This is a genomic window from Streptomyces sp. NPDC001796 (assembly GCF_042892355.1).
Taxonomy (GTDB): Bacteria; Actinomycetota; Actinomycetes; order Streptomycetales; family Streptomycetaceae; genus Streptomyces.
This window is the reverse complement of the sequence record NZ_JBIAUC010000018.1, coordinates 82,393-108,453: the sequence shown is the minus strand read 5'-3', so window position 1 is coordinate 108,453 and position 26,061 is coordinate 82,393. Positions and strand designations below refer to the sequence as shown.

Genomic DNA, 26,061 nt, shown 5'->3' with positions numbered 1-26,061 from the left:
TCGCGCGATCAGCAGCGGCCGGCCGCCCCACCCGCGGCCCGGACCCTGCGACAACCCCGTCGACGCTGCCGGGGCAGACCCGCAGCGCAGCCGCGCGCAGCGGGACAGCCGGATGCCGTGACCCTCAGCTTTGAGCTCGCGCGACGAGCAGAGCGACGTCGTCCTCGCCGCCGGGTTGCCGGAGCATGCCCAGGAGGCGGTCGCAGACTTTTCCCAGATCCGAGCCGCGCACCTCCGTGAGGGCGCCCAGAAGGGCGTCCAAACGGGTGTCGATGGGTTCGCTTCGGGTTTCCACCAGGCCGTCGGTGTAGAGGGTGAGCTGATCGCCGGGGCGGAAGGCGATGGTGGTGGTCTCGAAGGGAACGCCTCCGACGCCCAGGGGCACGCCGGTGGGCAGTTCGAGGAGCTCCGCCGGCCGGTCGGGACAGAGCAGGGCCGGGGGCATGTGGCCGGCGAGGCTGATGTGGCACTGGTCCTCGTCGGGGTCGTAGACGCAGTAGACGCAGGTGGCAATGGTCTGCTGGACGCTCTCGGTCAGGTGATCGAGGTGGCGGAGGGCTTCTGCGGGGGCGAGGTCGAGTTCGGCGAAGGCGCGGGTGGCGCTGCGGAGCTGGCCCATGGTGGCGGCGGCGTTGATGCCGCTGCCCATGACATCGCCGACGACCAGGGCGGTCTTGCCGGCGTGCAGGGGAATCGCGTCGTACCAGTCGCCGCCGACCTCGCTCGTGGCGCCGGCGGGCTGGTAGCGGCAGGCGATCCGAAGGCCGGGAAGGTGTGACGGGGGCTCGGGGAGCAGGCTGCGCTGAAGGGTGAGGGCCGTGTGACGCTGGGCCTGGTACCCGCGCGCGTTGTCGATGCACACCGCCGCGCGGGAGGCCACCTCGGAGGCGAGGAAGACGTCGTCGTCATCGAAGGGCGCGGGGTTGTGCGTGCGCTTGAGGGCGATGGCGCCGAGGAGCTCGCCGCGGGCCACGAGCGGTACGGCGAGGTAGGAGTGCACACCGGCCGCCGCGAGGAGGGAGGCGGCCTCACTGTCGCGGGCGATGCGCCGCAGATCGCCAGGGGAGGTGTGGGGCACCAGAACCGGCTTCCGGGTGCGCACGCACTGGGTGATGAGGCGGTCACTGCCGTAGGTGGCGAGTCCCCCCGGTGGGCCGACCGCGCGGACCGCGTCTGTCGGGTGGGCCGCACCGATGGCGAGGACGCAGAAGCGCGTCGGACCCGCGTCCGGCACGGTCCCTCCGTAGAGCAGGCTGTGGAGTACGTCGACGGTGGCCATGTCGGCCAGATCCGGTACGACGGCCTCCGCCAGCTCATGCGCTGTCGTTTCCAGATCGAGGGTGGTGCCCACGGAGGCCGAGACCTTGGCGATCAGGGCGAGGCGCTGCCGTGCCTGTGCCGCATCGATGGCGGCTCGGTGGCGCTCGGTGATGTCGATGACGAAATAGGCCATGCCCAGCACCCGCCCGGCGGCATCCTCCAGCCGGTAGTAGGAAACGGACCAGGCATGATCGTGATCGGGGTCGCCGGGGGGACGACAGACGATGTGCCGGTCCACGACCGGTTCCCCCGTTTCGAGGACGCGGCGGAAACGTGCCTCGACATTCCCCCTGTCCAGGAAGGTCAGCACCTCGCCGGCCGGCCGCCCCACCCGCCTGGCGGCGGGCAGGCCGGTGATGCGTTCCAGGGCCGGATTCACGGTCACGTAACGCAGCTCCGTATCCAGGACGGCCAGTCCGATCGGGGACTGGGACACCAGACGCGCGGTCAGGGCGACGTCCCGCTCGACCCGCCGCACGGTGGCCTGGTCCGCGGCCAGACCGAGGGCATAGGTCTCACCGCGGTCGTCCAGCAGCCGCATGTTGCGGAACTCCACCAGGCGGGTGCTGCCGTCCTTGTGCCGGATCGGGAACGCCCCGGCCCAGTCGGCGCCCGATCCCATGACCTCGGCGAAACGCTTGACCACCTCGTCCCAGTGCTCCTCGTGGACCATCAGCCGCGCGGCGAACCGGCCCAGTGCCTCCGCCGCGGTGTAGCCGAACAGTTCCTCGGCCTGAGGACTCCAGAACACCACCTGCCCATTCGCGTCCAGCACCACAGCAGCGACACTCAGGAGGTCGAGCAGGCCACTCGGTGGAGCGGCAGCACTGGCCACCGGCCGGTCTTGTCCCGCTCCGGAGGAGTCCGCTGTGCTCATGCGCCGACCTCCTGCCCCACTCGGTACCCCGGACCGCGCCGAAGCGCGGCCGCTGCCTCCCTTCATAGTCGCCCCGGGCCGAGGCGGCACGTCCTGGATCGACCGACGGGCCGGGACCGGACGGGATGTGGCGACGGGGGAGAGCTTCGGCTCACGACTTACGATTCGCGATTCCCCTCCCTCGACGCCCACGGCGGTCCGGTCGTCGCGCCCACCGACGGACACGATCACGACCACCTGCGTCACCTCGCTGCAGCTCGGCGCACGGGGTGTGCCCGGTGGAGCTCGGCTGACCGCCCTCCGGCCGACGTTCTCGGCCTCGCCGCGATCGTCCCTGACGTGAGAGAGGACTGGATCGGTGTGAGACTGGGGGCACGGAAGGGGTGATCCCGTGTCGGACCCACCGCACGCGTCCGCTGGTCCCGACACCGCCGTCGACGAGCATCGGCTGGATGAGCTGATCATCGAGGCGCAGACGGCCCTACCAGTCGAACTGTCCGCCCTGGCGAACCGGTGCGCCTCCGCCCTTGGCCTTGACACCGTGTCGATCTACCTCGCCGACCTGCAGCAACGGCTGCTCATCCCCCTCGATGAGGCGTTGAAGCCGCTGCCGGTGGACCGTTCGTCGGCCGGCTGGGCGTACCGTACGGTCTCCCCGCGGGTGGCCGACGCCGACGACGGCTTGATCGTCTGGATGCCTCTGGTGGACGGTGCGGAGCGGCTGGGCGTGCTGGCGGTGCGGACCGCCAGGCTCGACGGGGTGCGGATGCGCCGCAGCCGGATGCTGGCCCATCTGTTCGCCATGCTGATCACCTCCAAGCGCGCCTACAGCGACTGGCTCGCAGCCCGAACCCGCACCGCGACCATGCGGTTGCCCGCCGAGATGCTGCGGGCCTTCCTGCCACCCCGCACCGTCGGCAGCAAGTGGTGCGTCTCCACCGCGGTCGTGGAACCGGCGTACGAGATCGCCGGCGATGCCTTCGACCACTCGGTGGTCAAGAACGTCCTGCACACCATGATCCTCGACGCCATGGGTCACGATCTGACCGCCGGCCTGACCACGTCGGTGGCCATGGCGGCGGCGCGCAACGCCCGCCGCGGCGGCGGCGACCTGGCCGACGTCGTCGGCTCCGTCGACCAGGCGCTCGCCCAGTGGCTGCCCGACCAGTTCTGCACCGGCGTGCTGTGTCGGCTCGACGCGGAGGTCGGGCTGCTGCACTGGGTCAATTGCGGTCACCCCCCACCGCTGCTGATCCGTGGCGAAAGGGTGCTCGCCGGAGCGCTGGACAGCCCCCCGCAGCCGCCGATCGGCCTGGCCGGCTCACTCGCCCCGCTGCCCCGGAAGGTCCACGAGACGGCACTGGAACCCGGCGACTGCGTCCTGCTCTACACCGACGGTGTCGTGGAGGCTCGCGACGCGGACGGAGCGGAGTTCGGCCTCGACCGGTTCACCGACTTCATCATCCGCTCCTCTGCCGCCGGCCAGCGCCCGGCCGAGGTGCTGCGGCTGCTCATCCACGCCATCCTCGATTACCAGCGCAACCAACTGCGGGACGACGTGACGATCCTGCTCTTCGAATGGCACCCTCAGTTCCGGTGACGCCGTATTGACTGATCATTTCAGAATGAGGTGAGCTGCGGGTCCTGTGCCGGCCATCGGCTTGAGGGCGGTGCCGAGTTCCGACAGACCCGGCGAAGCCGAGCAGTCGTGTTCCCTTCGGCCCGCAGCGCGGCAAGTGGCGCACCGTCACGTCCTGCTCCTGCGGGTCCCGGGTTGCCCGACAACCGAGCGCGCCCGTGCGGCTATCGTGGCTCCGCGTGACCCATACCGAGATCGAGATCACCGCAGAGCTGATCCGGGACCTGCTGCACGACCAGCACCCGGATCTGGCCGGTCTCCCTTTGAAGCTCGGTGCGCGTGGCTGGGACAACCAGCTGTGGCGGCTCGGTGACGACCTCGCCGTCCGGCTGCCCTGGGCGACGCTGTCCGCGGACGCGCTGCTGCGCAAAGAGCACGCCTGGCTTCCCGCTCTCGCCCCGCGTCTTCCCTTGCCGGTCCCCGTCCCGCAGCGCCTCAGCGAGCCCTCCGAGCGGTTTCCGCGGCCTTGGCTCGTCACCACCTGGGTGCCGGGAACCCCCGCCGACCGTGCCCCCGCCACGCGAGCAGGGGAGGCGGCCGACACCTTGGCCGCCTTCCTGACCGCCCTTCACCGACCTGCCCCCGACGGGGCGCCGAGCGGCCGCGACCGTGGGGGGCCGCTGACCGACCATGCCGAGCCGTTCGCCCAGGCGCTGGCCTCGGCCACCGAACTGGGGCTGATCCCCGACCCGGACGCCGTCCGCGCGGTCTGGGAAGACGCCGTCACCGCGCCCGACTGGACGGGGCCGGCACGGTGGCTTCACGGCGATCTCCATCCGGCCAACGTCCTCACCGCGGACGGCACCTTCTGCGGCGTGATCGACTTCGGCGACCTCTGCGCGGGCGATCCGGCCTGCGACCTCGCAGCCGCGTGGATACTGCTGCCGGACGGCGCCGTCGACCGCTTCTACGACGCTTATCAGCCTGCCCCGGACCCGGCGACCCGACGCCGCGCCCGTGGCTGGGCGGTGTTGAAAGCCCTCGCCTGCATCTTCATTGGGGAGGCAGGCGTCCACGGCCGTCCGGGTGGCAAGCGCACCTGGGGCCCACCTGCCCAGGCAGCGCTGCGACGCCTCACCGCGACGACCCACCGCCCCAGTTCCCCAAGCGCTGTGGATGGGACCCGGCCCGCCACCTGACGGCGCGGTCCGCGCGGCGCCGGTCCTCGAGTCGTACTGCTGGGCGGTCAGCGTCCAGAGGAATCGGGCGGGGCCGGCGCAGGCGCCCGCTCCCGGATCGCGCGCATCGAAGCGTCCAGGCGCATCGGTCACGACAAGGCCCGCTGGTCTGGCGGGAACGGCGTCCGAAGCGCGCGCCCGGGAGTCTCCCGGGCGCGCTTCCCGCTGCTCAGGTCCGGTACCGGTAAAGGATCCGGCCGCGGGTCAGGTCATACGGGCTGAGTTCCACGATCACGCGGTCGAACGGGAGGATCTTGATGTAGTTCTTCCGGATCTTCCCGCTGATGTGCGCGAGCACGTGGTGCCCGTTCTGCAGTTCCACCTTGAAGGTGGCGTTGCGCAGGCATTCGAGGACGGTGCCTTCGACTTCCAGGCCCTTCGCTGTACTTGCCAAGGTGTCTCGCTTCTCGATTCGATGGGTCGGGTGGGCCGGTCGGGTCGTTTCGGTGCGTCAGCAGGCGTCAGCGGCGCACCAGTTCCAGGTAGCTGCTCGACCGCCGCGCGCCGACGCCCTCTACCAGCGCGATCGCCGCGGTGTTGGATTCGTCCACCTCGGCCCAGGCCGAGTCGATCCCGTCCCGGTGCAGCGCGCCCAACGCATGGGCCAGCAGCGCCCGTCCGATGCCGTGTCGGCGCTGATCGGCCCGTGTCGCAAGCAGCCCGATCCGTGCCCGGCTACGCACCGGCACCACCCGGACCAGACCGACGTACTCACCGTTCCGGACCGCGGCCGCGTACTTCGACGGGTCCACCAGCGTCGACCCCGCCGGGCGGGGCAGCACTTCGGCCGGCATGGTGTGCCAGCCGACGGTGGCTTCGACTTCCGCGCGAATCGCGCGGTCCAACGCGCGCAGCAGGTTCGCATCCGCCTCGCCGGCGGGCAGAGTCGTCACACCTGCCGGGAGTTGCAGCGCGCCGAGCCCGGTTTCGCGCGGGTCGGTGGGCAGAACGTACTCCCACTCACGGCGCCCGACGGTGAAGCCGAGCCGCTCCCAGCTCGACTTCAGGGCGTGGTCGGCCTCGCCGACCAAGGTGTGGAGCGGCGCAGGCAAGTCCGCCAGCATCGCGGCGGCGAGCTGGTTGAAGACCGCGTCCTGCCACACGTCGATGCTGATGAAGAGCCGCCCGTCGGGCCGGTGGGAGACATCGCCCTGGCCGACGATCCGATCGTCGGTCACGGCCTCCCACTGCGCCTCCGCGACCCGCGTGATCACCACAGTGTTCATAGGTGTTCGCCTTTCAGGAGTGCCTTGTTGGAGAGGCGCTCCCGACGACACCTAGATCAGTCGCACACCGTGACGGAAAGGGGGAGCACCCACCTCGATACAGCGTTCACGGGTCTCACCTCCTCCGGCGAAGTCACGGTCGACCGCAAGTTACCAGCCGGATCATCATCCCGCCCAACCTTTTTCCCGGCCACGTGATCAGAACTCAGGAACGGACGAACCAGGGTGTGCATCGAACGCCTCTCACAGCCGCTCGTCGAGGGCCGCCACCGGGGCGTGCATCGGAAGCAGGTCTTGGAGCGGCTCGGTGTCCGGGCAGACAGCCCGTCTCGCAAGATCGGCAGCGCTCGCTGGGTGGGACGTCCGTGTTCCGTAAGACTTCGATGGTTCCGTGACGGCCGGGCGCCGAGTGGGATGGAGGGCATGAAACTGGGTCTCCTTCCGCCGGTGTTCAAAGGCAGACTGCACGATGCCCGCACGGCGACCTCCATCGGCCGGTGGCTGGGGATGGCGTTCGCCGTCTGCTTCGTCACCGGACTGGTCAGTCACTTCATGCAACACCCGCCGGGCTGGCTGGCCGACAGACTCCCGAGCCGCCCGGCGTGGGGTTACCGGTTCACTCAGGGACTTCATGTCGCCTCCGGCATCGCGGCGATCCCGCTGCTGCTGGCGAAGCTGTGGACGGTGTATCCGCGGTTGTACGAATGGCCGCCGGCGCGGTCGGTCAAGCACGCCCTGGAGCGGCTGTCCGTCGGGGTGCTGGTGGCCGGCGCCGTCTTCGAGCTGGCCACCGGGCTGTTGAACACGGCCCAGTGGTACCCGTGGCCGTTCTCGTTCGTGCCCGTGCACTACGCGGTGGCGTGGCTGGTCATCGGGGCGCTGCTGCTGCACGTCGCGGTCAAGGCGCCGGAGATCAAGGCGTACTGGACTCGTCGGTCGCCCGGGACGCTCGCCCTGCCCACGCAGGACGGCCCCGACCGGCGCTCGCTGCTGGCAGCGGTGGGCGCTGCTGTCGGTGCCGTCACACTGACCACCGTGGGCCAGTCCTTCACCCCGCTGAAGGGCTTCCTTCTGTTCGCGCCCCGCCACCCGGACAAAGGCCCGCAGGCGCTGCCGGTCAACCGGACTGCCGACGCTGCGGGGGTCGGCCGGATCACTGCCCTGGAATACCGCCTGGTGGTGACCGGCCCGCAGCCGTACACCCTGACCCTGGACGAGCTGCGCGCCCTGCCGCAGTACGAGGTCGAGCTGCCGATCGCCTGTGTGGAGGGCTGGAGCAAGTCGGCGCGCTGGACCGGCGTACGGATCAGGGATCTGCTGGAGCGTGCGGGGGCGCCGGAGCATGCGCGGGTGCGGGTGGTGTCGCTGCAGTCGAGGGGCGGTTACCGGGTGTCGGAGATGGGGCCCGAGCACGCCCGCGACCCGCTGACCCTGCTGGCCCTGCGCCTGAACGGCGAGGAACTCGACCCGGACCACGGATGCCCGGCGCGGCTCATCGCTCCCGATCGGCCGGGCGTTCTGCAGACCAAGTGGGTGGGCCGACTGGAGGTGCAGGCATGAAGACGCTGCGCGCGCTGGCGGGTACGGCGGGTGTCGCACTCATGGGGGTCGGGGCGTTCTTCCTGATGGACGTCCGCGACCTGGCGGATGTGCTGGTGTGGTTGGGCGGGGCGGTCGTCCTGCACGATGTGCTGATCGCCCCGGCCGTGCTGCTGGTCGGGCTGCTCCTGGTGCGCGGCGGTGCGCGCGGACCGGTCCGCGGGGCCCTGCTGGTCGCGGGTGCGCTGACGGCGGTGGCGTTGCCCGTGCTGCTTCGGCCGGGTAGGACGGCCAACTCGTCGGTGCTGCCGTTGGATTATCCCCGCAACTGGCTGATCGCACTGGTGGCCGTCGCCACAGTGACGGCGCTCTGGCTGGCCGTGCGCGGGTTCGGGCGCGGTCGCCGTCGGCCCGGTGGGTGACCTTCCCTGGTCCGGCGACGGACCAGCGGTCTTACGGGTGTCTTACGCGTTGCGGGCGGGCACGGCGCAGCACCGGAGGGCCGCCTAGCGTGACCGGATGCGATTCCTCCGCACTTGTCGCGTGACGGCCCTGGTGACCGCCGCCCCGCTGTCGCTGGCCGCCGCCGGTCTGATGCACCCCCGGCATCTGACGGCGGCGACGGCAGGTCACTGGGCCGGACTGCACATCGTCCTGCTGCCGGTCTTCCCCTTCCTCGTGCTCGGATTGGTGGTCCCCTTGTGGGGCAGGCCGCGCCGCGATGCAGAAGGGGCCTTGACGGTGGTCTCCTGGGCCGGATGCCTCTGTTTCGCCGCGTACTACTCCGGACTGGACGCGGTGGCCGGCATCGCCGCCGGCACTGTGGTGGACCACGGTGTACGCGGCGCCACCGGACGACTGTTCGCCACCGGGGACGATCTGGGCCGGACCGGGGTGTACGGGCTGGCCGTCGCCTCGCTCGCCACCTGCGTGGTGCTCTGGCGGCGCCATGGTGTGCGGGTACTGCCGGGTGCCGTGGTCCTGTCGGCCGCCTGCTGGTCATTCGTCGACAGCCACATCTTCTGGCCCAAGGGCGTGCTGACCATGCTCGGCTTCGCTGTGGCCTTCGCCCTCCTGGCGGTGGCGACGTCCCGGACCGCCGAGGGCACGCGGGATGCGGAAAGGCTTACGAACCCCTGACATCCTCACACCGAGCGGCCCGCCGCCAGGTGCACCGCATTACGGTCGGTGGCATGTTGATCCTGGTCACCGGCGGTGCGGGTTTCATCGGCTCGCACATCGTCAGCGCCCTCATCGATGAGGGGCATGAGGTGCGCGTCCTCGACGCGCTGCTGCCCGCCGCCCACCGCACGGTCCCGCCGATCCCCGACGGGGTGGACTGGCGGCATGCCGACGTCCGTGACGGGGAGGCGGTGGCCGACGCCCTGCGGGGCGTCGATGCGGTCTGTCACCAGGCCGCGATGGTCGGTCTCGGCAAGGACTTCACCGACGCCCCCAACTACGTGGGCTGCAACGACCTCGGCACCGCCGTACTCCTTGCCGCTATGGCCGAAGCAGGCTTGCGGCGCCTGGTGTCGGCGAGTTCGATGGTGGTCTACGGCGAGGGACGCTACGAGTGCTCGCGGCACGGCGCCGTACGGCCGGGGCCGCGCCTCGTGGCGGATCTGGAAGCGGGAAGCTTCGAGCCTCCGTGCCCGCATTGCGGTGAGCCACTGGCCGCGGGCCTGGTGGGCGAGGACGCCCCGGCCGATCCACGCAACGTGTACGCGGCCACCAAGCTGGCGCAGGAGCACCTGGCCGCCGCGTGGGCGCGGGCGACCGGCGGCCGCGTCGCCGCCCTTCGCTACCACAACGTCTACGGCCCGGGCATGCCGCGGGACACCCCCTACGCGGGTGTCGCCTCCCTGTTCCGGTCAGCGCTCGCGCGCGGCGAGGCTCCGCGCGTCTTCGAGGACGGCGGGCAACGGCGGGACTTCGTCCACGTTCGGGACGTCGCCGGCGCCAACCTCGCGGCGCTGGACGGTGTGGACGGTCTGCCGGAGGGCGGCTTGCGGGCGTACAACGTCGGCAGTGGAGAGCCGCACACCGTGGGTGAGACGGCCGCGGCGCTGGCCGCGGCGCACGGCGGACCGACACCGGTCGTCACGGGGGAGTACCGGCTCGGCGACGTCCGCCACATCACCGCCTCCTCTCAGCGGCTGCGCGACGAGCTGGACTGGAAGCCGCAGGTCGCCTTCGCGGAAGGCATGGCGGAGTTCGCGGCGGCGCCCCTGCGGGCCGGGTGAGCTCGTCCGGTTCCCGGGTGACCGCGCCGGAACGGCCCGGGCGTTTCCCGCCGGGCCGTCCTGCGTCCTCGTCGTCCTCGGATCAGACCGCTGCCGGCAGGTGCACCTCGAACCGGCAGCCGCCCGGAACGTTGCGCACCGCAGCGCGTCCCTGGTGGGCCTCCACGATGCCGCGCACGATGGCCAGGCCGAGCCCCGCGCCGGCCGGCGGGGTGCGGGCGTCAGTGCCGCGCCAGCCGGTGTCGAAGACGCGGGGCAGTTCCTCCGGCGGGATGCCGCCGCAGCCGTCCGTCACCGACAGCACGACCCTGTCGGCCTCACGGCGGGCCGAGACGGCGACCGTGCCGTCGGCGGGCGTCCGGCGGATCGCGTTGACCAGCAGGTTCGCAAGGACGCGGGACATCTCGCGGCCGTCGACCTCCACCGGTACGGGCTCGACTCCGTCGCCCACGAGCCGTACTCCGTGTTCCTTGGCCAGCGCGTCGACGCCGGCGATGGCGTCGCCGACGAGGTCGTAGACCGACATCCGGGCGGGGGACAGTGCGAGCACACCCGCCTGGATACGGGAGAGTTCGAACAGGTCGCTGACCATGGCGCTCATACGGCCGACCTCCGCGCGGATGCGGGTGTGGTAGTCGCGGGGATCGTCGACCATGCCGTCCTCGAGGGCCTCGGTCATCGCCTGCAGACCGGCCAGCGGGGTGCGCAGGTCGTGGGAGATCCAGGCGACGAGTTCGCGTCGGGAGGCTTCCAGGGTCCGTTCCCGTTCCCGGGAGGCGGCTAGCTTGGCGCTGGTGGCAGCCAACTGGCGACTGAGGTGGGCGAGTTCGGCCGTGGGTGCGAGGGCGGGCGGGGTGAAACTGCCGTCGTCTCCGAGGGCGCGGGTGGCCTCGGCCAGCTCCCGACTGCCCTTCACGACGCTGCGGCCCAGGATGAGCGTCACGACGAGCGAGACGACCGCTGCCATGGCGCACACCATCGTCACCACCCACAGGTCGTGGTCGGACAGGAACATCGCCCAGGACACCAGCATGGTTCCGGCGAGCATCGCAGCCACGGTGACGGCGGCGACCACGGCCAGGGAGACGGCGACGGACCGGTTGCGCAGCGCCCGCAGGGCCGCCGCTCCCAGCAGTCCGGAGACCCCCGCGCCGATCGCCGCGTACAGGGCGATGAGGAGTGTGTCACCGATCATGGCCGGCCTCGGCTTCCTGCGGCCGGGGAGGGTCGAAACGGTAGCCGACGCCCCACACCGTGCTGATGAGGCGAGGGTGGGCCGGGTCGTCCTCGATCTTCTCGCGCAGTCGCCGCACGTGCACGGTGACCGTCGACAGGTCGCCGAACTCCCAGCCCCAGACCCGCTGCATCAACTGCTCCCGGCTCGTGGCCTGCCCGGGGTGCCGGATGAAGTACTCCAGCAGGTCGAACTCGCGGATGGTCAGGGCCAGCTCCGAGCCGTCACGGGTGGCGCGCCGGGCCGTGGGGTCCAGCGCGAGAGGGCCGGCCCGCAGCCAGGGCTCCGCCGTCTCGGACCGGACGGCCGTCGACGCGCCGGCCCGGCGGAGCACGGACTCCACCCGCAACACCAGCTCCCGGGGGCTGAACGGTTTGGTCACGTAGTCGTCCGCGCCGACCTCCAGACCGAGGATGCGGTCCTCCTCGTCGCCGCGCGCGGTCAGCATGATCACAGGGAGAGGGCCGGCCGCACGGATGCGGCGGCAGACCTCCAGCCCGTCCATGCCGGGCAGCATCAGGTCCAGCACCACCAGGTCGGGCTCATGGCAGGCGGCCTGGGCCACGGCGGTGGGTCCGTCGGGGGCGACGTCGACGGCGAAGCCCGCCCGGGCCAGATATCCGGCGACGACCTCGGAGACGGTCGGGTCGTCGTCCACGACGAGTACGTGTTTCACACGACCGAGTCTCGCACCCGGGTTCCGCCGCGAACCGACGCACCGAACGACGTCAGCGATCCGTAAGGAGGCGACATCCTTTATGTCTGTTTTGCGTCCGTACTGTGAGTGAGGTGATCGAGACATCCCCTTCTTCTGTGGACGTCGTGCTGCCCTGCCTCGATGAAGCCGAGGCCCTGCCGTGGGTGCTGGAGCGGATTCCGCCCGGTTGGCGCGCGATCGTCGTCGACAACGGCTCCACCGACGGTTCCCCGGACATCGCCCGTGACCTGGGTGCGTACGTGGTCAGCGAGCCGCGGCGCGGCTTCGGCGCCGCCTGCCACGCGGGCCTCACCGCCGCCACGGCCGACGTGGTCTGCTTCTGCGACTGCGACGCCTCCCTCGACCCCGGCCTGCTGCCGACCGTCGCAGGCCCCGTTCTCGACGGCGCAGCGGATCTGGTCCTGGGCCGTCGCCGCCCCACCGCACGCGGCGCCTGGCCCGTCCACGCCCGCCTGGCCAACCTGGAGCTGGCCCGTCTCGTCCGCCGCCGCACCGGCGTGCGCCTGCACGACCTTGGCCCGATGCGCGCCGCCCGCCGGGAGGCGCTCCTGGCGCTGGCCCTGACCGACCGGCGCTCCGGCTATCCGTTGCAGATGGTCGTCCGTGCCGCCGACGCCGGCTGGCGGGTGGCGGAGACCGACGTGCCCTACCGACCTCGTACGGGCCGTTCGAAGGTCACCGGCACCTGGCGCGGTACCTGGCAGGCCGTGCGCGACATGCGTGCCGTCCTGGCCGAGCGGCCGTCTGCGGCCCCGGCCGTCGACGCCGGCGTTGCGGGAGGTGTCCGATGAACGCTCGCGCCACGACCACCAGGACCACTACGACCACCACGACCGCGGGTTCGAACACCTTGCTGGTCATTGCGAAGGCGCCGGTGCCCGGGCGCGTCAAGACCCGCCTCACCCCGCCCTACACCCCGCAGGAGGCGGCTGCCCTGGCCGAGGCCGCTCTGACCGACACGCTCAACACCATGCTCCAGGTCCCCGCCCGCCGCCGGGTGCTGGTCCTCGACGGAGCCCCTGGTCCGTGGCTGCCACCCGGCTTCGAGGTCCTGCCGCAGGCGTCCGGCGGCCTCGATGAGCGGATCGCCGCCGCCTTCGCCCTCTGCGACGGCCCCTCGCTCCTCGTCGGCATGGACACTCCCCAACTCACCCCTCACCTGCTGACCGGCGTCGGCCGCGACGGGCGCGACGCCTGGTTCGGCCCAGCCGCCGACGGCGGATTCTGGGCCCTGGGCTTCGCCGATCCGACCCGCGCCGGCGCCCTCGTCAGGGGTGTCCCGATGTCCACCGACCGCACCGGGGCCATCCAGCGTCGCAGGCTCACCGAGGCGGGACTGGCGGTCGGTGAACTCCCGCTGCTGCGGGACGTGGACACCGCCGCCGACGCCGCCTCGGTGGCCGCCTGCTGCCCGCCCGGATCCCGGTTCGCCGCCACCCTGGCCTCGCTCGCGGAGACCGTCCGGTGAGCGGCACCTCCCACGGGACGCGCACTGCCGGCACCGGACGGACGGAACTGGTGGAGCGAAGCGCGTCAGAAGAGAACGCCCTGCACGTCACGCTGCCTTCCCAGCCCCAAGCCCCCCTGCAGCGCGCTGACAGCCAAGTGTCCGTCGAGCCGGGGGAGCCCTGGACGGACGACCCCTACGGCCGTGCCCTGCGCGTCGGCCGCGGCCCGCTGTATCTGCGCCGTATGACACCGCCCATCGAGGGGGTGGCCGAGCTACTGCCTCTGGACGTCGAGCGCTTCTGCGCCGCGCCCGACCCCGCGGACACAGGCGTACTGCACCGTTGCACCGGCCCCGTCCTGGACGTCGGCTGCGGGCCGGGACGTCTGGTGGCCGCCCTGGCCACCCGGGGCATACCGGTGCTCGGAGTGGACATCAGTCCGGCCGCCGTCGCCCGGACCCGCCGCCGAGGCGGTACCGCCCTGCAGCGGTCCGTCTTCGACCCGCTGCCGAGAGAGGGCCGCTGGGGGACCGCCTTGCTGATGGACGGCAACGTCGGAATCGGCGGCGATCCGGCGGCGCTGCTCGCCCGCCTGCGCCAACTGCTGCGACCCGGCGGGCGCCTGCTGGCCGAAGTCGCCACGCAGGACGTGGACGAACGTCTCACCGTCCGCGTCGAGGACGCCCACGGCCGACACGGACGCCCCTTTCCCTGGGCCCGCCTCGGCGCCACCGCCCTGCTGCACGCCGCCGACGCCACCGCGTGGATCCTCACCAGCCGGTGGACGACCGGCAACCGCACCTTCGTGGAACTCCATCGCCCGAATCCGGGGCTCGACGCCCCACGCGCCATGCCCCATGGAGGGCCGGCCCGCCCATGACCGACACCGCTGCTCAGCACCGGCACGATCCCGGACGTTCCGTTGCACCCCCGCCCTCACGTCCCACCGCACGGGCGACCTCGCGGAAGACCCGGGTCCGAATCGCTGCGAACGCCATCCTGCTTGCCGCCCTCACCGCCATCGTCGTCGCCACCCTCCGTGCAGGCGACAGTCACAGCGCCCCTGGCCGCCTGCTCGGCGGATACGCCGTCGCCTGGATCCTGTTCGCGGCGGCCGTATGGACCGTGCGCAAGGTCCCGGCCCGCGCCGCTACCGTCCTCGTCCTGACAGGTTCGGCCGCACTCGCCCTGGGCGGGCTCACCGCCCAGCCGCGCACCAGCGACGACATGTACCGCTACGCCTGGGACGGTCGCGTCCAGGCAGCCGGAATATCCCCGTATGCCTACCCGCCCGCCGCACCTGAACTGGCCCGCCTGCGCGACCATTGGCTGTTCCCCACACAAGAACCCTGCAAGGGATGGGGGCTCACCCACACCGGCAGTGGTCTCTGTGTCCGCATCAACCGGCCCACCGTCCCCACCATCTACCCGCCCGTCGCCGAGGGCTGGTACCTCGCCGTCCACACGCTGTCCCCGCCGGACAGCCGCCACAAGCCGCTACAGGCGTCGGGCGCCGTCCTGGCCTTCGGCACGACCCTCGCCCTGCTGCGAGTCCTGCGCCGCCGCGCCGACCCGCAGCGGGCTCCAGCTGGGGCCGCACTCTGGGCCTGGTGCCCGGCTGTCGCTCTGGAAGCGGTCAACAACGCCCACATCGACACCCTGGGCGTTCTCCTCCTCGTGCTCGCGCTCGGCACCGCCACAACCGGGATCCGCCGCGGCGCGTTGCTCGGCGCGGCGATCGCCGTCAAACTCCTTCCCGTCCTCGCCCTGCCCGGCGCCTTGTCCGGGCAACGCAGCCCCGCCCAGGTCCTGCGCGTCGTCGCGGCCGCCGTCGCAGCCATCTGTCTCGCCTACCTGCCCTACGTGACGGCCTCCGGCGCGGACGTCCTGGGGTACCTGCCCGGCTACCTCCACGAGGAGGGTTACGAGCCCGGTGACGTACGCCGTTTCGCCCTGCTGCGACTCCTGCTGCCGGGCGCCGCCGCCGGCGTGACCGCCGTCGCGCTGCTCACGCTGATCGGGCTGCACATGTGGTGGCGCGGGGACCCTGCCCGCCCCTGGCGCGGCGCGCTGCTGCTCAGCGGCACCGCCCTGCTCCTCTTCTCCCCGAGCTATCCCTGGTACTCCCTGCTCGTGATCGCTCTCGTGGCCATGGACGGCCGCTGGGAGTGGCTGACGCTGACCCTCGCCGGCACCGCCCTCTACCTCGCAGGCCGCCTCCTGCCCGGATTCCCCCTCCAGGCATGGGCGTACGGCACCGCAGCAATCGTGATCACCGCGGGCGCGTGCCTGCGCTCCGGCCGGGCACGCCGAATCCTGCAGCGCCATGCCCGCAGCCTTCGGTTCGGCGGCGAACGGATCTGACGGTGCCGCGACGACCGACGCGCCTATCCGGGCGCTACCGGCCGGCTGTCGCCGCGGCTCTTCCGGTCCCCCTGCTGTCCTCGGCCGACCTCACGCTGGACCGCATGCCCCCGCGCCGTTCAGGAGTCGTCCGACTCCCGGTCGGAAACCGGCGGGCGGAAGCAGGCATGGACGATCTTGCCATCGGGGCAGGTTCGTGCCTGCCACTCGTCGGCGAGGGCGTCCACCAGCAGCATGCCCCGCCCGCCGAGTTGCTGGGTGCTCGGTGGACGAGGGGTGGGCAGGTCGGTTGAGTTGTCGTGCACGGCGACGTGGAGACAGCGCGTGTCCCAGGTCAGCATCAGCTGGGCTGAGCTGTGCGCGTGCAGGTGCGCGTTGGTCACCAGCTCCGAGACGGTCAGGAGAACGGCGTCCACCGTCTGCGGTGCGCTGTCCGTCCAACCCAGCGACTTCAGATGTGCGCGCGCCCAGTCCCGGGCCGTCTTCACCTCGCTGTTCAACGGCAGGGAGCGCGCCCACCCCACCGCCTTCACCGACGAACCGCTCACGGTGTCCTCCCTGTGGTCGACGTGCCGATGCCGAGTACCCGCTCGGCACGCCTTGACGCAGGCCGGCCGTGCCTCGACGCCACGTAACCTCGGCTCGCTGCGGGATCGTCGGCCCCAGTCGCCTCTAGGGTGTTCGTCGCGGAAGTCCACGATCGGCCCGGAGATGCCATGCCCCTGCAGATGAAGTTGGTCGCGATCACACTTGATTGCCCTGATCCGCCGGCTTTGGCGGCGTTCTATCAGCAGGCCACCGGCCTTGAACCGCACCCGAAGTCGGACGCCGACTTCGCGGGTCTCAACGGTGAGTACGGACTCTTCATCGGTTTTCAACGGGTTGACGACTACCGGGCTCCGAGCTGGCCCGACCAAATCGTTCCCCAGCAGCTTCACATCTGCTTCAAGGTCGAGGACGACTTGGACGAAGCCGAAGCCCGGCTGCTGGAACTGGGTGCGGGCAAGCCGGATCACCAGCCTCATGGGGACAGGGCGCGGGTCCTCACCGATCCGGCCGGGCATCCCTTCTGCATCACCGCGCGCTGATTGCCGGTATGCAACTCGGGGACGGCTCACGCTGCGGGCTCCGGCGGAGTTCCGGCGCCGCCGGAGCGGGTGCGGGAGCGTGCCGCCGCGCATGCCCACCGCGGTGGCGGGTACGACCCCTCCCGTACGGGGCGTCGCGGACGCGTCCGAAGAGCGAGGGGTGTGGGAAGTGATCCGAAAGCTGCAGGCGGTCGCGCTGGACTGCGCTGATCCGGTACGGCTCGCGGAGTTCTACGCGGAGCTCCTCGGCGGCCGGGTGGTCGCGGACGCTGAGGATGCCGACTGGGTCGAGGTGCACGGATTCGAGGGGATACCGCTGGCCTGCCAGCGGGTGGACGGGTACCAACCGCCCGAATGGCCGGGCCAGGAGCGCCCGCAGCAGCTCCACCTGGACTTCGACGTGGACGACCTCGACGGAGAGGAGAAGCGGGCGCTCGCCCTCGGTGCGACCGTGCTGGAGCGGACGGACCAGCTCCGCCCGGGGGCCAACTGGCGGATCTACGCGGACCCGGCCGGCCATCCGTTCTGCCTCTGCCTCCACTGAGCCCGTCAGGGGATGGGCCGTCCGGTGTGGGATCGCCGCCAGGCAGTCCTCCGCGGCCGGCCGCGCCGCGAGCACGTCCTGGCCCGGATGAGGGGTTGGAAGATCCCCCGCGACTGCCGTTCGAGGGTGACGAACACGATGTCACCCGGGGGCCACCCGGTGGATCGCCAGGGCATCCAGCCGACGTACCTTCGCGTCGGAGGGCGCGTACACCAAGTGCTCGACCATGGCCGGACGGCCGGGCAAGGGGTCCTCACCGGACAGCGCCGTGCTGACGAAGTGCTGCAGACGTTCGCTGCACCTGCGGTAGAACCGCAGTTGAGTGTGGCGGCCGAACAGCCGCCAGCCGAGGGACGTGACCCGATCCAAGGTGGGGGCACCTTGCGAATGACATGAGACCAGGAATTGCACCTCGCCCGTGTCCTGCTTCTTCACGACCTCGTAGGTGGTCTTGCCGCGCTCCAGGTGGCCCTCCAGGGTCTCGTAGGCCCAGCCCCAGACGCGGTCCGTGTCGTCGCGGGTCTCGTCCACCACTTCGGTGACGCGCACACCGCAGTAGAAGTGCATCCCGTGGAAACGGGCCTCGAGCAGCATGTCACGGCCGAGCAGCGGCGCGGCCGGGTCGTACAGCGCTCGGACGATCTCCGGCGGCGAGAACTCGTAGTCGCGCACCAGGCGGCAGGCGTGCTCCCAGCAACCGCCGGGTTCCGGCGGGCCTGGCCGCTCCGCCGGCAGCGCGGTGCGGTAGGTGTCGATGTTCCAGGTCGGCCGGCGAACCTCGTCAACCGAGTAGTTGACGCGTGCGTCTACCAGCCCTCGCCACACGCGCGCGGCATGGGGCCGTCCGAAGGTCAAGTCGCCCAATGGAGATCACTTCGGTTCCCGCAGCGCTTCGCCGATCAGCCACAGCATCGGCGGCCAGAGGCCTACGAAGAGCGCACGCCGCTCGGCGTTCCCCCGCTGCTCCTGGTCGATGGTTTTCGCGCGCACCCACAGCGTCAGACACAGACCGATCGCGCCGAGCGAGGCGAGATGCAGGTGATCACTGCGCGCGCCCGCTCGGCGCAGGAGCCGGAGCACCATGTGCGCCTCCAGATTCGTCCGCCTGTGTGTCGACTGCGCCATTACCGGCTATACCAGGGTATTCACGTATTCATTCTTGTTTGTCATGTTTTTGTGATCCGAAGGGGCGCGAATGTCGCGATCGCACTGTCCTCGGGTACTTGCCGTGCTGGCGCGCTGGCTCCTGGGGACCGTGCTGGTCACCTGGCGTTATCTCTGGGAGACGACTCCCTTGTACCGGGGTGGCGAGTGCCGGGGTGACGAGCGGGACCGTCCGCCCCCGCTGCCCGGTGAGACGGTCGACGGCCGGGTGCAACGGGTTGAGGACGGCTGTGGATCCCTGTTCCATCGCCTTTTTCGTGTACGCATCGTCGAGGCCGAGATCGACGCCGGCCGGCTCATCGAGCTGATCTGCCGGGATTTCAAACGTTTCATCCCCTCCGAGGTCGTCACCATCCGGGCGGGTGAACTCCGCGTGCAAGGCCTGGACGTGGCGGACGAGCTGCTGGTGGAGATGCCGGGCCCCTGGAACGGACCCGTCCGGGTCGTACACCGCGACGCCGAGTCCCTGCACCTGGCGACTCTGCGCGGTCACATGGAGGCCGGTCAGGTCCAGTTCCGGGCGCGCAACGACGATGACCTGCTCGTGTTCGAGATTGAGCTGTGGGCACGATCCGGCAGCCGCTTGGTGCACCTGCTGTACACGCGCCTGCGTCTGGCCAAGGAAGTTCAGCTCAACATGTGGGTCCGTTTCTGTCTGTCCGCCGTCACGGCCTCGGGTGGCCGGCTCAGGGACGGGGTGCACATCTCCACCCGCTGGCTCGACTCTCCTGCCACGGCACGTCCGTCCTGAACCACGGGGAGCACCCCCGGAACCGACGTGCAGCCCGGAACACGGCCCTGTTCGGCATGGCCGATGAGGTCGCACCCATCATCCTCAGCGACCTCTTCGGCATCCCCAAAAACCGCCCATTCCGTGTGCCTTCCGTGGCCGGGTCAGGGGCGTTCCGAGCGGTCTGTCCACCTCTTGGCGGGGTGCTGCCGCTGCGCGGCTCGACCAGGACGAGCCGAGCCGAAGGCTGTCGCGAGCTGGTCGAGGAGGGGCGCCGTGGACGGGTGGGCATCGCGACACGGCGTGATCGTGTAGATACCGCGAGTCGGAGGGTCGAGGAGGGGCACTGTGGTGACGTCGGTCCGCAGCGCGCCCGCCAGTACTCCGGGTATCAACGCGATGGCGTGGCCGGTGGCGACCAGGGCCATCTTGCCGAGCAGATCGGCCGCTGTGAGGTCGATACGGGCGGTGACTCCGGCGCGGGCGGCGTGCTGGCGCAGCAGCGTCGCCGAGCCGTCGTTGTCCTCGACCCAGGTCTCATCGGCCAGCGCCTGAATGTGCACCGGACCGTGCCCGGCGTGCGGGTGGCCGACGGGCAGCACGACGACCATCTCGTCCATGCCCAGGAACCGCCGTTCGACACGCGGGTCGTTGGGCACCCCCGGTGGCGCGTCGGTGACGACAGCGACGTCGAGAGTGCCGGCGATCACACGGTCGTGCAACTCCGGGCTCAGCTCGGGCAACAAGCTCCACCGGAGGGGCCCGGCCGCCTCCAGCAGGCGGCGGATCGCCGTCGGCACGATCCCGGCGGCCAGGGACGGCGTGGCGCCTACGGCCAGTGGCCGACTGGGCGCATCGTGACGAACGTCCCGTACAGCACGCATGGCGCGGTCCGCTTCGTTGAGCGTGGCCAAGGCGTGGTGAAGGAACACCTCCCCAGCTGGCGTGGTGCGCACACCGCGCACATGCCGCTGCACCAGCGGCACCCCGAGTTCACGCTCCAACCCGGCGATCTGCCGGGAGACGGCCGACTGCGTGTAGCCGAGCTCGACGGCCGCTGCCGACAGCGATCCCAGCCGACACACCGTCACGAACGTCCGCCATGCAGTCAATGCCATGCCAGGAGTATGCCTGCTCGGTATGCGGATACCGCATCCCTGCTCTGCAAGATCTGCGCTTGTCGCAGACCTCTGCAGGACACCACGCTGGGACGCATGACACCGCACTCAATCGCCGTTCTCGGCTTGGGCCGTATGGGCACGGCGATCGCGACACGACTCATCGACCAAAACTGGGACGTTGTCGGCTGGACACGCTCCGGGCGCACGGCAGGCGCTGTCGAGACGACCGACGACCCGAACGCTGCCGTGGCGAAGGCCGACATCGCGCTGCTGGCGTTGTTCGACGGTCGGGCCTGCCGGCAGGTCCTCGACCAGGTCCGCGACTCGCTGCACACGGACACGATCGTGCTGAACACCAGCACGATCGCCCCCGCAGAGGCGGCGAGCCTGGCCCGGCAACTCGGCACTCGTTACGTCCACGCACCCGTGCTCGGCTCCGTGCCGGCTGCCGCCGTCGGCGCCCTGCAGGTTCTGGCCGCCGGCGACCAAGACGCGCTCGATCGAGTGGGATCGGTTCTGGAAGTGCTCGGCACCGTGCGGCGCGTCGACGACGCCGCAACTGCCGCCGCGCTCAAGCTGATCGCCAACAGCAGCCTTGCCGGCGCCGTCCTCACACTGCGCGACTCGCTGCGGCAAGCCGACGCTCTGGGCCTTACCCGTGCCCAGGTGCTGGACGTGCTCGAACTCGGCCAGCTCGGCGGGCTCGTGGCCCGCAAAAGGTCCTTCCTCACCGACACGCCGACCGCCGGCACGACCGAGTTCACGATCGGCGCGCTGGCCAAGGACATGGCACTGCTCGCCACCGCGTCAAACACCCCCCTGCGCAGCGCAGCCGACCTCGCCGACACTCCCGCCGAACCTGAGGCCGACATCGCCGTCGCCGCCACGGTCCCCGCCGTGGATGTCGCCGTGCTCGAACCTCTGCGCGCCTACATCCGCGGACACGCCACTGGCGACCCCACCCATTTCCGCGATGCCTTCCTGCCCACTGCCCACATCGAGGGCATCCGGAACGGCGCATTCGTCTCCTGGCGCCTGGGGGAGTACTGCGCTCTCTTCCACGGCCGGCCGGCCCCGGACGAACCGACCCGCTCACGCCGCATCGACGCCATCGACGTCCACGGCACCGTCGCCACCGCGTCCATGACCCTCTGGCACGGCGCGGACACCTTCACCGACATGTTCCTGCTGGTCCACGTCGACGGAAGCTGGCGCATCGCCAACAAGGCCTATCACCGACACTCCCGAAGTGACGGGGAGAGCCCCGGCCGTCGAGGGGATGAGCGCCGCCCCTTCGTCGGTGAGCCTGCGTAGGGCGGCGCCGCTCCCCAGGTCCACTGGGGCACCGGCTGCTCCGCGGCGGCTTCGCGTTCGGTCCACTCGCGCAGCGCAGGCGCGCCCCGCACGTCGTCTTCACCGCCTTCACCAGCGGCCACGGCCGGCTCGCCAGACGCGAGCCGGCGCTGGCCCAGGAGTCGTCGGGGAGGGCTGCCGCGCCGGCGCCGGTGGTACTTCGCGACCCCGACAGCAGGGGGTGAGCTGCCGTGTGGCCGGTACATGTGACACGCTCGGCCAGGACCGGTCGCTTCAGGCGCCGGTCGACACCTTGATCGTCAACGTGGAGAGGCAACGGCATGCGCATTGGGCTGCTCGGTACCGGCCCGTGGGCTCAGGCGGCCTACGCACCCGCTCTGAGCGGGCACGACCGACTGGACTTCGTGGGTGTGTGGGGACGCCGGGCGAGCGCGGCCAGGGAGCTGGCCGACCGCCATGGCACGCGGGCGTACGACGACGTGGACGCGTTGCTCGCCGACGTGGACGCCGTTGCCGTGGCCCTGCCGCCGGACGTGCAGGCCGAGTTCGCACCGCGAGCCGCGCGGGCGGGGTGTCACCTGCTGCTCGACAAGCCCTTGGCCGTGACGGTGGCGCAGGGACGGGCAGTGGTCGACGCCGTGCGGGAAGCGGGCGTGGCATCGGTGGTCTTCTTCACGACCCGCTTCCAGACCGAGCCGGATGCCTGGATCAACGAACAGGCGGGCGTCGGGGGCTGGTTCACCGCACAGGCGCAGTGGCTGGGCGCGGTCTTCACCGGTGACAGCCCCTTCGCGGCATCGCCTTGGCGGCGGGAGAAGGGCGCCCTGTGGGACGTCGGGCCCCACGCGCTGTCCGTGCTGCTGCCGGTACTTGGTGACGTGAGGCGGGTGGCAGCCGCTGCGCACGGTCCCGGGGACACCGTCCATGTGGTCCTCGACCACGTCGGCGGCGCATCCAGCACCATGACGTTGAGCCTCACGGCACCGTCCGCGGCGGCGGGAGCGGCCGTCGAGCTGCGCGGAGAGGCCGGAGTGGCGTTGCTCCCGGAGAGTTCGGGCGGCGTGGTTCCGGCCCTCGGCCGGGCAGCGGACGCCCTGTGCGCCGCCGCCCGTTCCGGCCGGCCACATCCCTGCGACGCCGCGTTCGGTCTGCGGGTGACCGAGATACTCGCGGCGGCCGAGCACCTTCTGCGCTCGTCCGCGCAAGGCGCTCCCAGGGACGGACGGCTGGTGCACGAACCGGCGGCGCAGCGCTGAACTTCGTTGTGCGCAGGCCGCATCCGTCACTCGATGCGACACTCAGTACGGTGGAACGGCCGCTGTGTCGCGCCCGCTGTGCCGCCACTCAGCCCGTGCCCGGCCTACGGTGGCGCGAAGCTTTCCTGGACGACGGCTGTCGTCCCTTCCAGGGCCGTCCAGGCGTCGGCGCACCAACCGTCCGGGCGGGCGGCAGCATCGCCTTGCAGGCCGCTAACCCAGGCTCTGCAGCCGTGTCACGGCCTCGGCGAGAGTGCCGCGGCAGAATGCGAGGTGATCGGGACCGTAGCCGCGCGGCCCGCATTCGACGACGAGCAGCAGGCCCAGGTACAGGTGGTAGAGGGCCAGTCGGTGCCGGAAGGCGGGACTGAATTCGAGGTTGCCTCCGGCCTCGACGTAGCCGGCGACGAGGTCGCTGTCGGGGTCGGTGTCGCCGCCGAAGGCCAGGGAGACCAGCTCGGCGGCGGGGTCGCCCCAGAACGCCCGTTCGTGGTCGATGAGTCCGGTGATCCGGGCGGGCGTCCCGTCGACGCCGGGGTCGACGAAGATGTTGCCCGGCCACAGGTCGAAGTGGACGAGCCGGGGCTCGGCGACTTCGTCCAGGGCGTACCGGCCCTCGGCCACCAGCGTCCGAATGTCGGCCGGTGGCACGTCCAGCGGGGACTGCCAGCGATCGGCGTCGTCGAGGAGCGCGTCCACCATCGCGGTGAACGCCGTCCGCCAGTCGGGGGCGGAGAGCCCGGATTCACCGGCCGGATAGCCGAACCGCCCGTCCTCCGGGGCCAGGGTGTGCAGACGCGCGGTGATCGCACCCAGCTCGCGGCGAAGCACCGCTCCCGTGGAGGGGTGGATACGGTTGGGGACCCTGTCCCACAGGATCCCCTCCAGGACTGAAAGGGCGAGGAACTCATCCCCGGCGTACAGCAGTTCGTGCGTCGGCACGCCGCCGTCGGATAGGGCGGCGAGCCGCCGGTAGACCATGGCCTCCGTGGCGAGGATGCCGCGCTCGTACCGCAGGACAGCCGCGCCGGCCGGAGGGGCGACCTTGACGACGGCTGGTCGGCCGTCGTCGAGCAGGACGCGGTAGGCGCTGTTGAACCAGCCGTCGGTCAGCTCGGTCTCAAGGCGGCACCCGATGCCCACAGTGCCGCGCAGCAGAGCATCGAGCTGGGTGGGGGACATGTGGCGCTTGGTCCGGCTCTGCACGGCGGCACCCTTTCGGTTGCGGTCGGGTCATTGACTGGAGTCGCGGACGGCACCGAGGCGGTTCCCCGACGTCCCCTGGCGCGGACACGTCGGCGACCTCGGGGCGTGGCGGGCCGTGCAGCCGGGACGCATCGGCAAGTAGCCGTCCGTGAACTTCAACGGGCAGGTTCCTCCGTACGCGCACGGTGCGCGGTGATCAGGCCCCGGTACCAGTGGTAGCTGTCCTTGGGGGTGCGGGTCAGCGTGCCGTAGTCGACGTGGACGAGGCCGAATCGCTGGTCGTAGCCGCGTGCCTACTCGAAGTTGTCCAGCAGCGACCAGGCGTAGTAGCCGCGTACGTCCACACCGGCGGCGATGGCGTCGGCCACGGCGGTGAGGTGGTCGGAGAGGTAGGCGATACGGTCGGCGTCGTGAATGCGGCCGTCGGGTGCGACGGTGTCGGCCTCCGCCGAGCCGTTCTCGGTGATCCAGATCGGCGGCGCCTGTGGGTACCGGGCGTGGAGGTCGCAGAGCAAGAAGTCTGGCTGCGGCGCAAGGGTCACTGCTCGGGTGCGAGCCTGAGCTCGGCCAGCCAGTCCAGTTGGACGGGTGGATTGGAGCCGTAGCCGCCGCCGTGGTCCGCGAACGGCCAGACGGTCATGGAGCGGTCCTGGCCCGCGTAGTGGTTGAAGGCAGCGTAGACGGTGGAGGGCGGGCAGACGGGGTCCATCAGGCCGACGCTGAACAGTGCGGGAGCAGTGGCCCTCTGGGCGAAGTGGACGCCGTCGAAGTAGGCGAGGGTGGTGAAGGCGTCCGTGACGCGGTGGCGGCTGTGCCAGCGCAGGTACGCGGCGATCTCCTGGTAGGGCCCGTCCCCGGCGGCCTCGACGGCCCGGCGGTAGTGGCAGAGGAAGGGGACGTCCGGCAGGACGGCCGCCACCCGGTCTGGCACCAGCCCTGCGACGGCGAGGGAAAGACCGCCGCCCTGGCTCGCGCCGGTGACGATCACGCGCTCGGGGTCGAGGCCGGGCAGCTCGGCCACCGCGTCCACCGCGCGGACGCAGTCGGTCATCAGCCGCCGGTAGTAGTGGTGCTGGGGCGAGTCGATGCCGCGGGTCATGAAGCCTGAGGCCCACTGCGTTCCGTCGCCCTCGCCGCGGTCGGGGGTGTCATGGCCCTGGCCGCGGGTGTCGACGACGAGCTGTGCGTAGCCTGCGGCGGACCAGAGCAGGTGCTCGGTGGGCAGGCCACGGCCGCCGCTGTAGCCGATGTAGGTGACGACGACCGGCAGCGGCCCCTCGGCGCCGCGTGGCCGGATCAGCCAGGCGGCCACCGGCTCGCCCTGCCAGCCGGGGAACCGCACGTCGTCCACCTCGACGGTGCGCAACAGGTACCGGTCCGTCACCGGCTCGGCTTTGACGGCCTCGCCGTGGCGACGCGCCTCGGCGAGGGTTCGCGACCAGAAGGCGTCGAAGTCCTCCGGGGCTCGGCACTCCGGGCGGTAGCCGACGAGTTCGTCGAGTGGCATGTCTGTCAGCGGCATGGCGTTCCTCGGATGTCGGGAAGGGGCGGCCCGCCGCCTTTACAGGCGGGCCGCCGGTTTCGGTGGCCCGCCGGTCTCGGTCCTCTCTGTGATGGGCAAGGAATCCAAAGCATGCGGCGGCAGCACGATCGTCGAAGCGCTTCGAAAGTGACATGGAGCCGACTGCCTGTCAATCGGCTGGTAATCGTTTCGTCGTCTCGTCGGCGCCTCTCAACTGCTTGAGCCCTGGAGAAGTCTGATGACCGGCAAGTCAGGACCTGTGCCGGGAGAGCAGGAAAGGAGTTGCGTCCGACCGCTTGGTGGGTGTGAAACCCCGAGTTGACGTGA

At 71.1% G+C, this 26,061-nt stretch carries 26 protein-coding genes and 1 pseudogene; 15 read left to right on the top strand and 12 right to left on the bottom strand.

The window, feature by feature from the left end:
• Positions 1–124 precede the first annotated feature (124 nt).
• Positions 125–2,197, bottom strand: a complete 2,073-nt coding sequence (locus tag ACFYZE_RS28710) for a SpoIIE family protein phosphatase (protein WP_389000046.1) — start codon at positions 2,195–2,197, stop codon at positions 125–127.
• Positions 2,198–2,588: 391 nt separating this feature from the next.
• Between ACFYZE_RS28710 and ACFYZE_RS28705 the strand changes: the two genes are divergently transcribed.
• Positions 2,589–3,797: a PP2C family protein-serine/threonine phosphatase gene (locus ACFYZE_RS28705; RefSeq protein ID WP_389000043.1), complete on the top strand. Its 1,209-nt coding sequence runs from the start codon at positions 2,589–2,591 to the stop codon at positions 3,795–3,797.
• Positions 3,798–4,015: 218 nt separating this feature from the next.
• Positions 4,016–4,975 carry an aminoglycoside phosphotransferase family protein gene (locus ACFYZE_RS28700; RefSeq protein ID WP_389000040.1) on the top strand — a complete coding sequence of 320 codons (960 nt, stop codon included), beginning with the start codon at positions 4,016–4,018 and terminating at the stop codon, positions 4,973–4,975.
• A 208-nt stretch (positions 4,976–5,183) separates the two neighbouring features.
• On the opposite strand, the gene infA is transcribed toward ACFYZE_RS28700, so the two are convergent.
• Both infA and ACFYZE_RS28690 read right to left on the bottom strand, forming a co-directional pair.
• Positions 5,184–5,408 (bottom strand): translation initiation factor IF-1, encoded by a 225-nt coding sequence (gene infA / locus ACFYZE_RS28695; RefSeq protein WP_389000037.1) that lies wholly within the window; start codon positions 5,406–5,408, stop codon positions 5,184–5,186.
• A 67-nt stretch (positions 5,409–5,475) separates the two neighbouring features.
• A complete protein-coding gene (locus tag ACFYZE_RS28690) occupies positions 5,476–6,240 on the bottom strand; it encodes a GNAT family N-acetyltransferase (protein WP_389000034.1) in 765 nt (254 codons plus the stop codon).
• A 414-nt stretch (positions 6,241–6,654) separates the two neighbouring features.
• Between ACFYZE_RS28690 and ACFYZE_RS28685 the strand changes: the two genes are divergently transcribed.
• The 4 genes from ACFYZE_RS28685 (at position 6,655) to ACFYZE_RS28670 (ending at position 10,025) form a co-directional block, all read left to right on the top strand.
• Positions 6,655–7,800, top strand: coding sequence for a molybdopterin-dependent oxidoreductase (locus ACFYZE_RS28685; protein ID WP_389000032.1), 1,146 nt, complete (start codon positions 6,655–6,657; stop codon positions 7,798–7,800).
• Positions 7,797–8,201, top strand: a complete 405-nt coding sequence (locus tag ACFYZE_RS28680; protein ID WP_389000029.1) for a hypothetical protein — start codon at positions 7,797–7,799, stop codon at positions 8,199–8,201. The genes ACFYZE_RS28685 and ACFYZE_RS28680 overlap by 4 nt, the downstream gene beginning before the upstream one ends.
• Before the next feature lie 121 nt (positions 8,202–8,322).
• A complete protein-coding gene (locus ACFYZE_RS28675; RefSeq protein ID WP_389000026.1) occupies positions 8,323–8,919 on the top strand; it encodes a hypothetical protein in 597 nt (198 codons plus the stop codon).
• A 53-nt stretch (positions 8,920–8,972) separates the two neighbouring features.
• The gene (locus ACFYZE_RS28670) at positions 8,973–10,025 is read left to right on the top strand and encodes an NAD-dependent epimerase/dehydratase family protein (RefSeq protein WP_389000023.1); all 1,053 of its coding nucleotides are present in this window, start codon (positions 8,973–8,975) and stop codon (positions 10,023–10,025) included.
• Between the two features lie 82 nt (positions 10,026–10,107).
• Here ACFYZE_RS28670 and ACFYZE_RS28665 read toward each other — a convergent pair whose 3' ends face one another.
• Together ACFYZE_RS28665 and ACFYZE_RS28660 are read right to left on the bottom strand one after the other, a co-directional pair.
• Complete coding sequence (locus ACFYZE_RS28665; RefSeq protein ID WP_389000020.1) at positions 10,108–11,220, bottom strand: sensor histidine kinase; 1,113 nt, start codon at positions 11,218–11,220, stop codon at positions 10,108–10,110.
• Complete coding sequence (locus tag ACFYZE_RS28660) at positions 11,210–11,935, bottom strand: response regulator transcription factor (protein ID WP_389000018.1); 726 nt, start codon at positions 11,933–11,935, stop codon at positions 11,210–11,212. Before ACFYZE_RS28660 ends, ACFYZE_RS28665 begins: the two co-directional genes overlap by 11 nt.
• A gap of 113 nt (positions 11,936–12,048) precedes the next feature.
• Between ACFYZE_RS28660 and ACFYZE_RS28655 the strand changes: the two genes are divergently transcribed.
• The 4 genes from ACFYZE_RS28655 (at position 12,049) to ACFYZE_RS28640 (ending at position 15,789) form a co-directional block, all read left to right on the top strand.
• Positions 12,049–12,768 carry a glycosyltransferase family 2 protein gene (locus ACFYZE_RS28655; RefSeq protein WP_389000015.1) on the top strand — a complete coding sequence of 240 codons (720 nt, stop codon included), beginning with the start codon at positions 12,049–12,051 and terminating at the stop codon, positions 12,766–12,768.
• Positions 12,765–13,445, top strand: coding sequence for a DUF2064 domain-containing protein (locus tag ACFYZE_RS28650; protein ID WP_389000012.1), 681 nt, complete (start codon positions 12,765–12,767; stop codon positions 13,443–13,445). The genes ACFYZE_RS28655 and ACFYZE_RS28650 overlap by 4 nt, the downstream gene beginning before the upstream one ends.
• Positions 13,446–13,561: 116 nt before the next feature.
• On the top strand, positions 13,562–14,305 hold the full coding sequence (locus ACFYZE_RS28645; RefSeq protein WP_389000133.1) for a class I SAM-dependent methyltransferase: 744 nt from the start codon (positions 13,562–13,564) through the stop codon (positions 14,303–14,305).
• Entirely contained in the window at positions 14,302–15,789 is a 1,488-nt protein-coding gene (locus ACFYZE_RS28640; RefSeq protein ID WP_389000009.1) for a glycosyltransferase 87 family protein, read from the top strand. Before ACFYZE_RS28645 ends, ACFYZE_RS28640 begins: the two co-directional genes overlap by 4 nt.
• A gap of 119 nt (positions 15,790–15,908) precedes the next feature.
• Here the strand turns inward: ACFYZE_RS28640 and ACFYZE_RS28635 are convergent, their stop codons facing one another.
• The gene (locus tag ACFYZE_RS28635) at positions 15,909–16,337 is read right to left on the bottom strand and encodes an ATP-binding protein (RefSeq protein ID WP_389000006.1); all 429 of its coding nucleotides are present in this window, start codon (positions 16,335–16,337) and stop codon (positions 15,909–15,911) included.
• A gap of 168 nt (positions 16,338–16,505) precedes the next feature.
• Between ACFYZE_RS28635 and ACFYZE_RS28630 the strand changes: the two genes are divergently transcribed.
• A complete protein-coding gene (locus tag ACFYZE_RS28630) occupies positions 16,506–16,877 on the top strand; it encodes a VOC family protein (RefSeq protein ID WP_389000003.1) in 372 nt (123 codons plus the stop codon).
• A gap of 169 nt (positions 16,878–17,046) precedes the next feature.
• Positions 17,047–17,421: a VOC family protein gene (locus ACFYZE_RS28625; protein ID WP_389000000.1), complete on the top strand. Its 375-nt coding sequence runs from the start codon at positions 17,047–17,049 to the stop codon at positions 17,419–17,421.
• A 141-nt stretch (positions 17,422–17,562) separates the two neighbouring features.
• On the opposite strand, the gene ACFYZE_RS28620 is transcribed toward ACFYZE_RS28625, so the two are convergent.
• Both ACFYZE_RS28620 and ACFYZE_RS28615 read right to left on the bottom strand, forming a co-directional pair.
• Positions 17,563–18,276, bottom strand: coding sequence for a DUF1990 family protein (locus ACFYZE_RS28620; protein WP_388999997.1), 714 nt, complete (start codon positions 18,274–18,276; stop codon positions 17,563–17,565).
• 15 nt (positions 18,277–18,291) lie between these two features.
• A complete protein-coding gene (locus ACFYZE_RS28615) occupies positions 18,292–18,504 on the bottom strand; it encodes a hypothetical protein (RefSeq protein ID WP_388999995.1) in 213 nt (70 codons plus the stop codon).
• Between the two features lie 145 nt (positions 18,505–18,649).
• On the opposite strand from ACFYZE_RS28615, the gene ACFYZE_RS28610 reads away from it, so the two are divergent.
• A complete protein-coding gene (locus ACFYZE_RS28610) occupies positions 18,650–19,336 on the top strand; it encodes a DUF1990 domain-containing protein (protein WP_388999992.1) in 687 nt (228 codons plus the stop codon).
• A 143-nt stretch (positions 19,337–19,479) separates the two neighbouring features.
• Here ACFYZE_RS28610 and ACFYZE_RS28605 read toward each other — a convergent pair whose 3' ends face one another.
• Entirely contained in the window at positions 19,480–20,433 is a 954-nt protein-coding gene (locus tag ACFYZE_RS28605) for a LysR family transcriptional regulator (protein ID WP_388999989.1), read from the bottom strand.
• A 96-nt stretch (positions 20,434–20,529) separates the two neighbouring features.
• Here ACFYZE_RS28605 and ACFYZE_RS28600 point away from each other — a divergent pair, with 96 nt between their 5' ends.
• The gene (locus tag ACFYZE_RS28600; protein WP_388999986.1) at positions 20,530–21,750 is read left to right on the top strand and encodes a nuclear transport factor 2 family protein; all 1,221 of its coding nucleotides are present in this window, start codon (positions 20,530–20,532) and stop codon (positions 21,748–21,750) included.
• A 320-nt stretch (positions 21,751–22,070) separates the two neighbouring features.
• Complete coding sequence (locus ACFYZE_RS28595; protein WP_388999984.1) at positions 22,071–23,006, top strand: Gfo/Idh/MocA family protein; 936 nt, start codon at positions 22,071–22,073, stop codon at positions 23,004–23,006.
• A gap of 213 nt (positions 23,007–23,219) precedes the next feature.
• Here the strand turns inward: ACFYZE_RS28595 and ACFYZE_RS28590 are convergent, their stop codons facing one another.
• The 3 genes and pseudogenes from ACFYZE_RS28590 to ACFYZE_RS28580 all read right to left on the bottom strand — a co-directional run bounded on the left by ACFYZE_RS28590 (position 23,220) and on the right by ACFYZE_RS28580 (position 25,734).
• Complete coding sequence (locus ACFYZE_RS28590) at positions 23,220–24,188, bottom strand: phosphotransferase family protein (protein WP_388999981.1); 969 nt, start codon at positions 24,186–24,188, stop codon at positions 23,220–23,222.
• A 179-nt stretch (positions 24,189–24,367) separates the two neighbouring features.
• Positions 24,368–24,727, bottom strand: a pseudogene (locus ACFYZE_RS28585) (family 1 glycosylhydrolase); the annotation flags it as partial.
• 23 nt (positions 24,728–24,750) lie between these two features.
• Entirely contained in the window at positions 24,751–25,734 is a 984-nt protein-coding gene (locus ACFYZE_RS28580; RefSeq protein ID WP_388999978.1) for an acetylxylan esterase, read from the bottom strand.
• Positions 25,735–26,061: the final 327 nt, after the last annotated feature.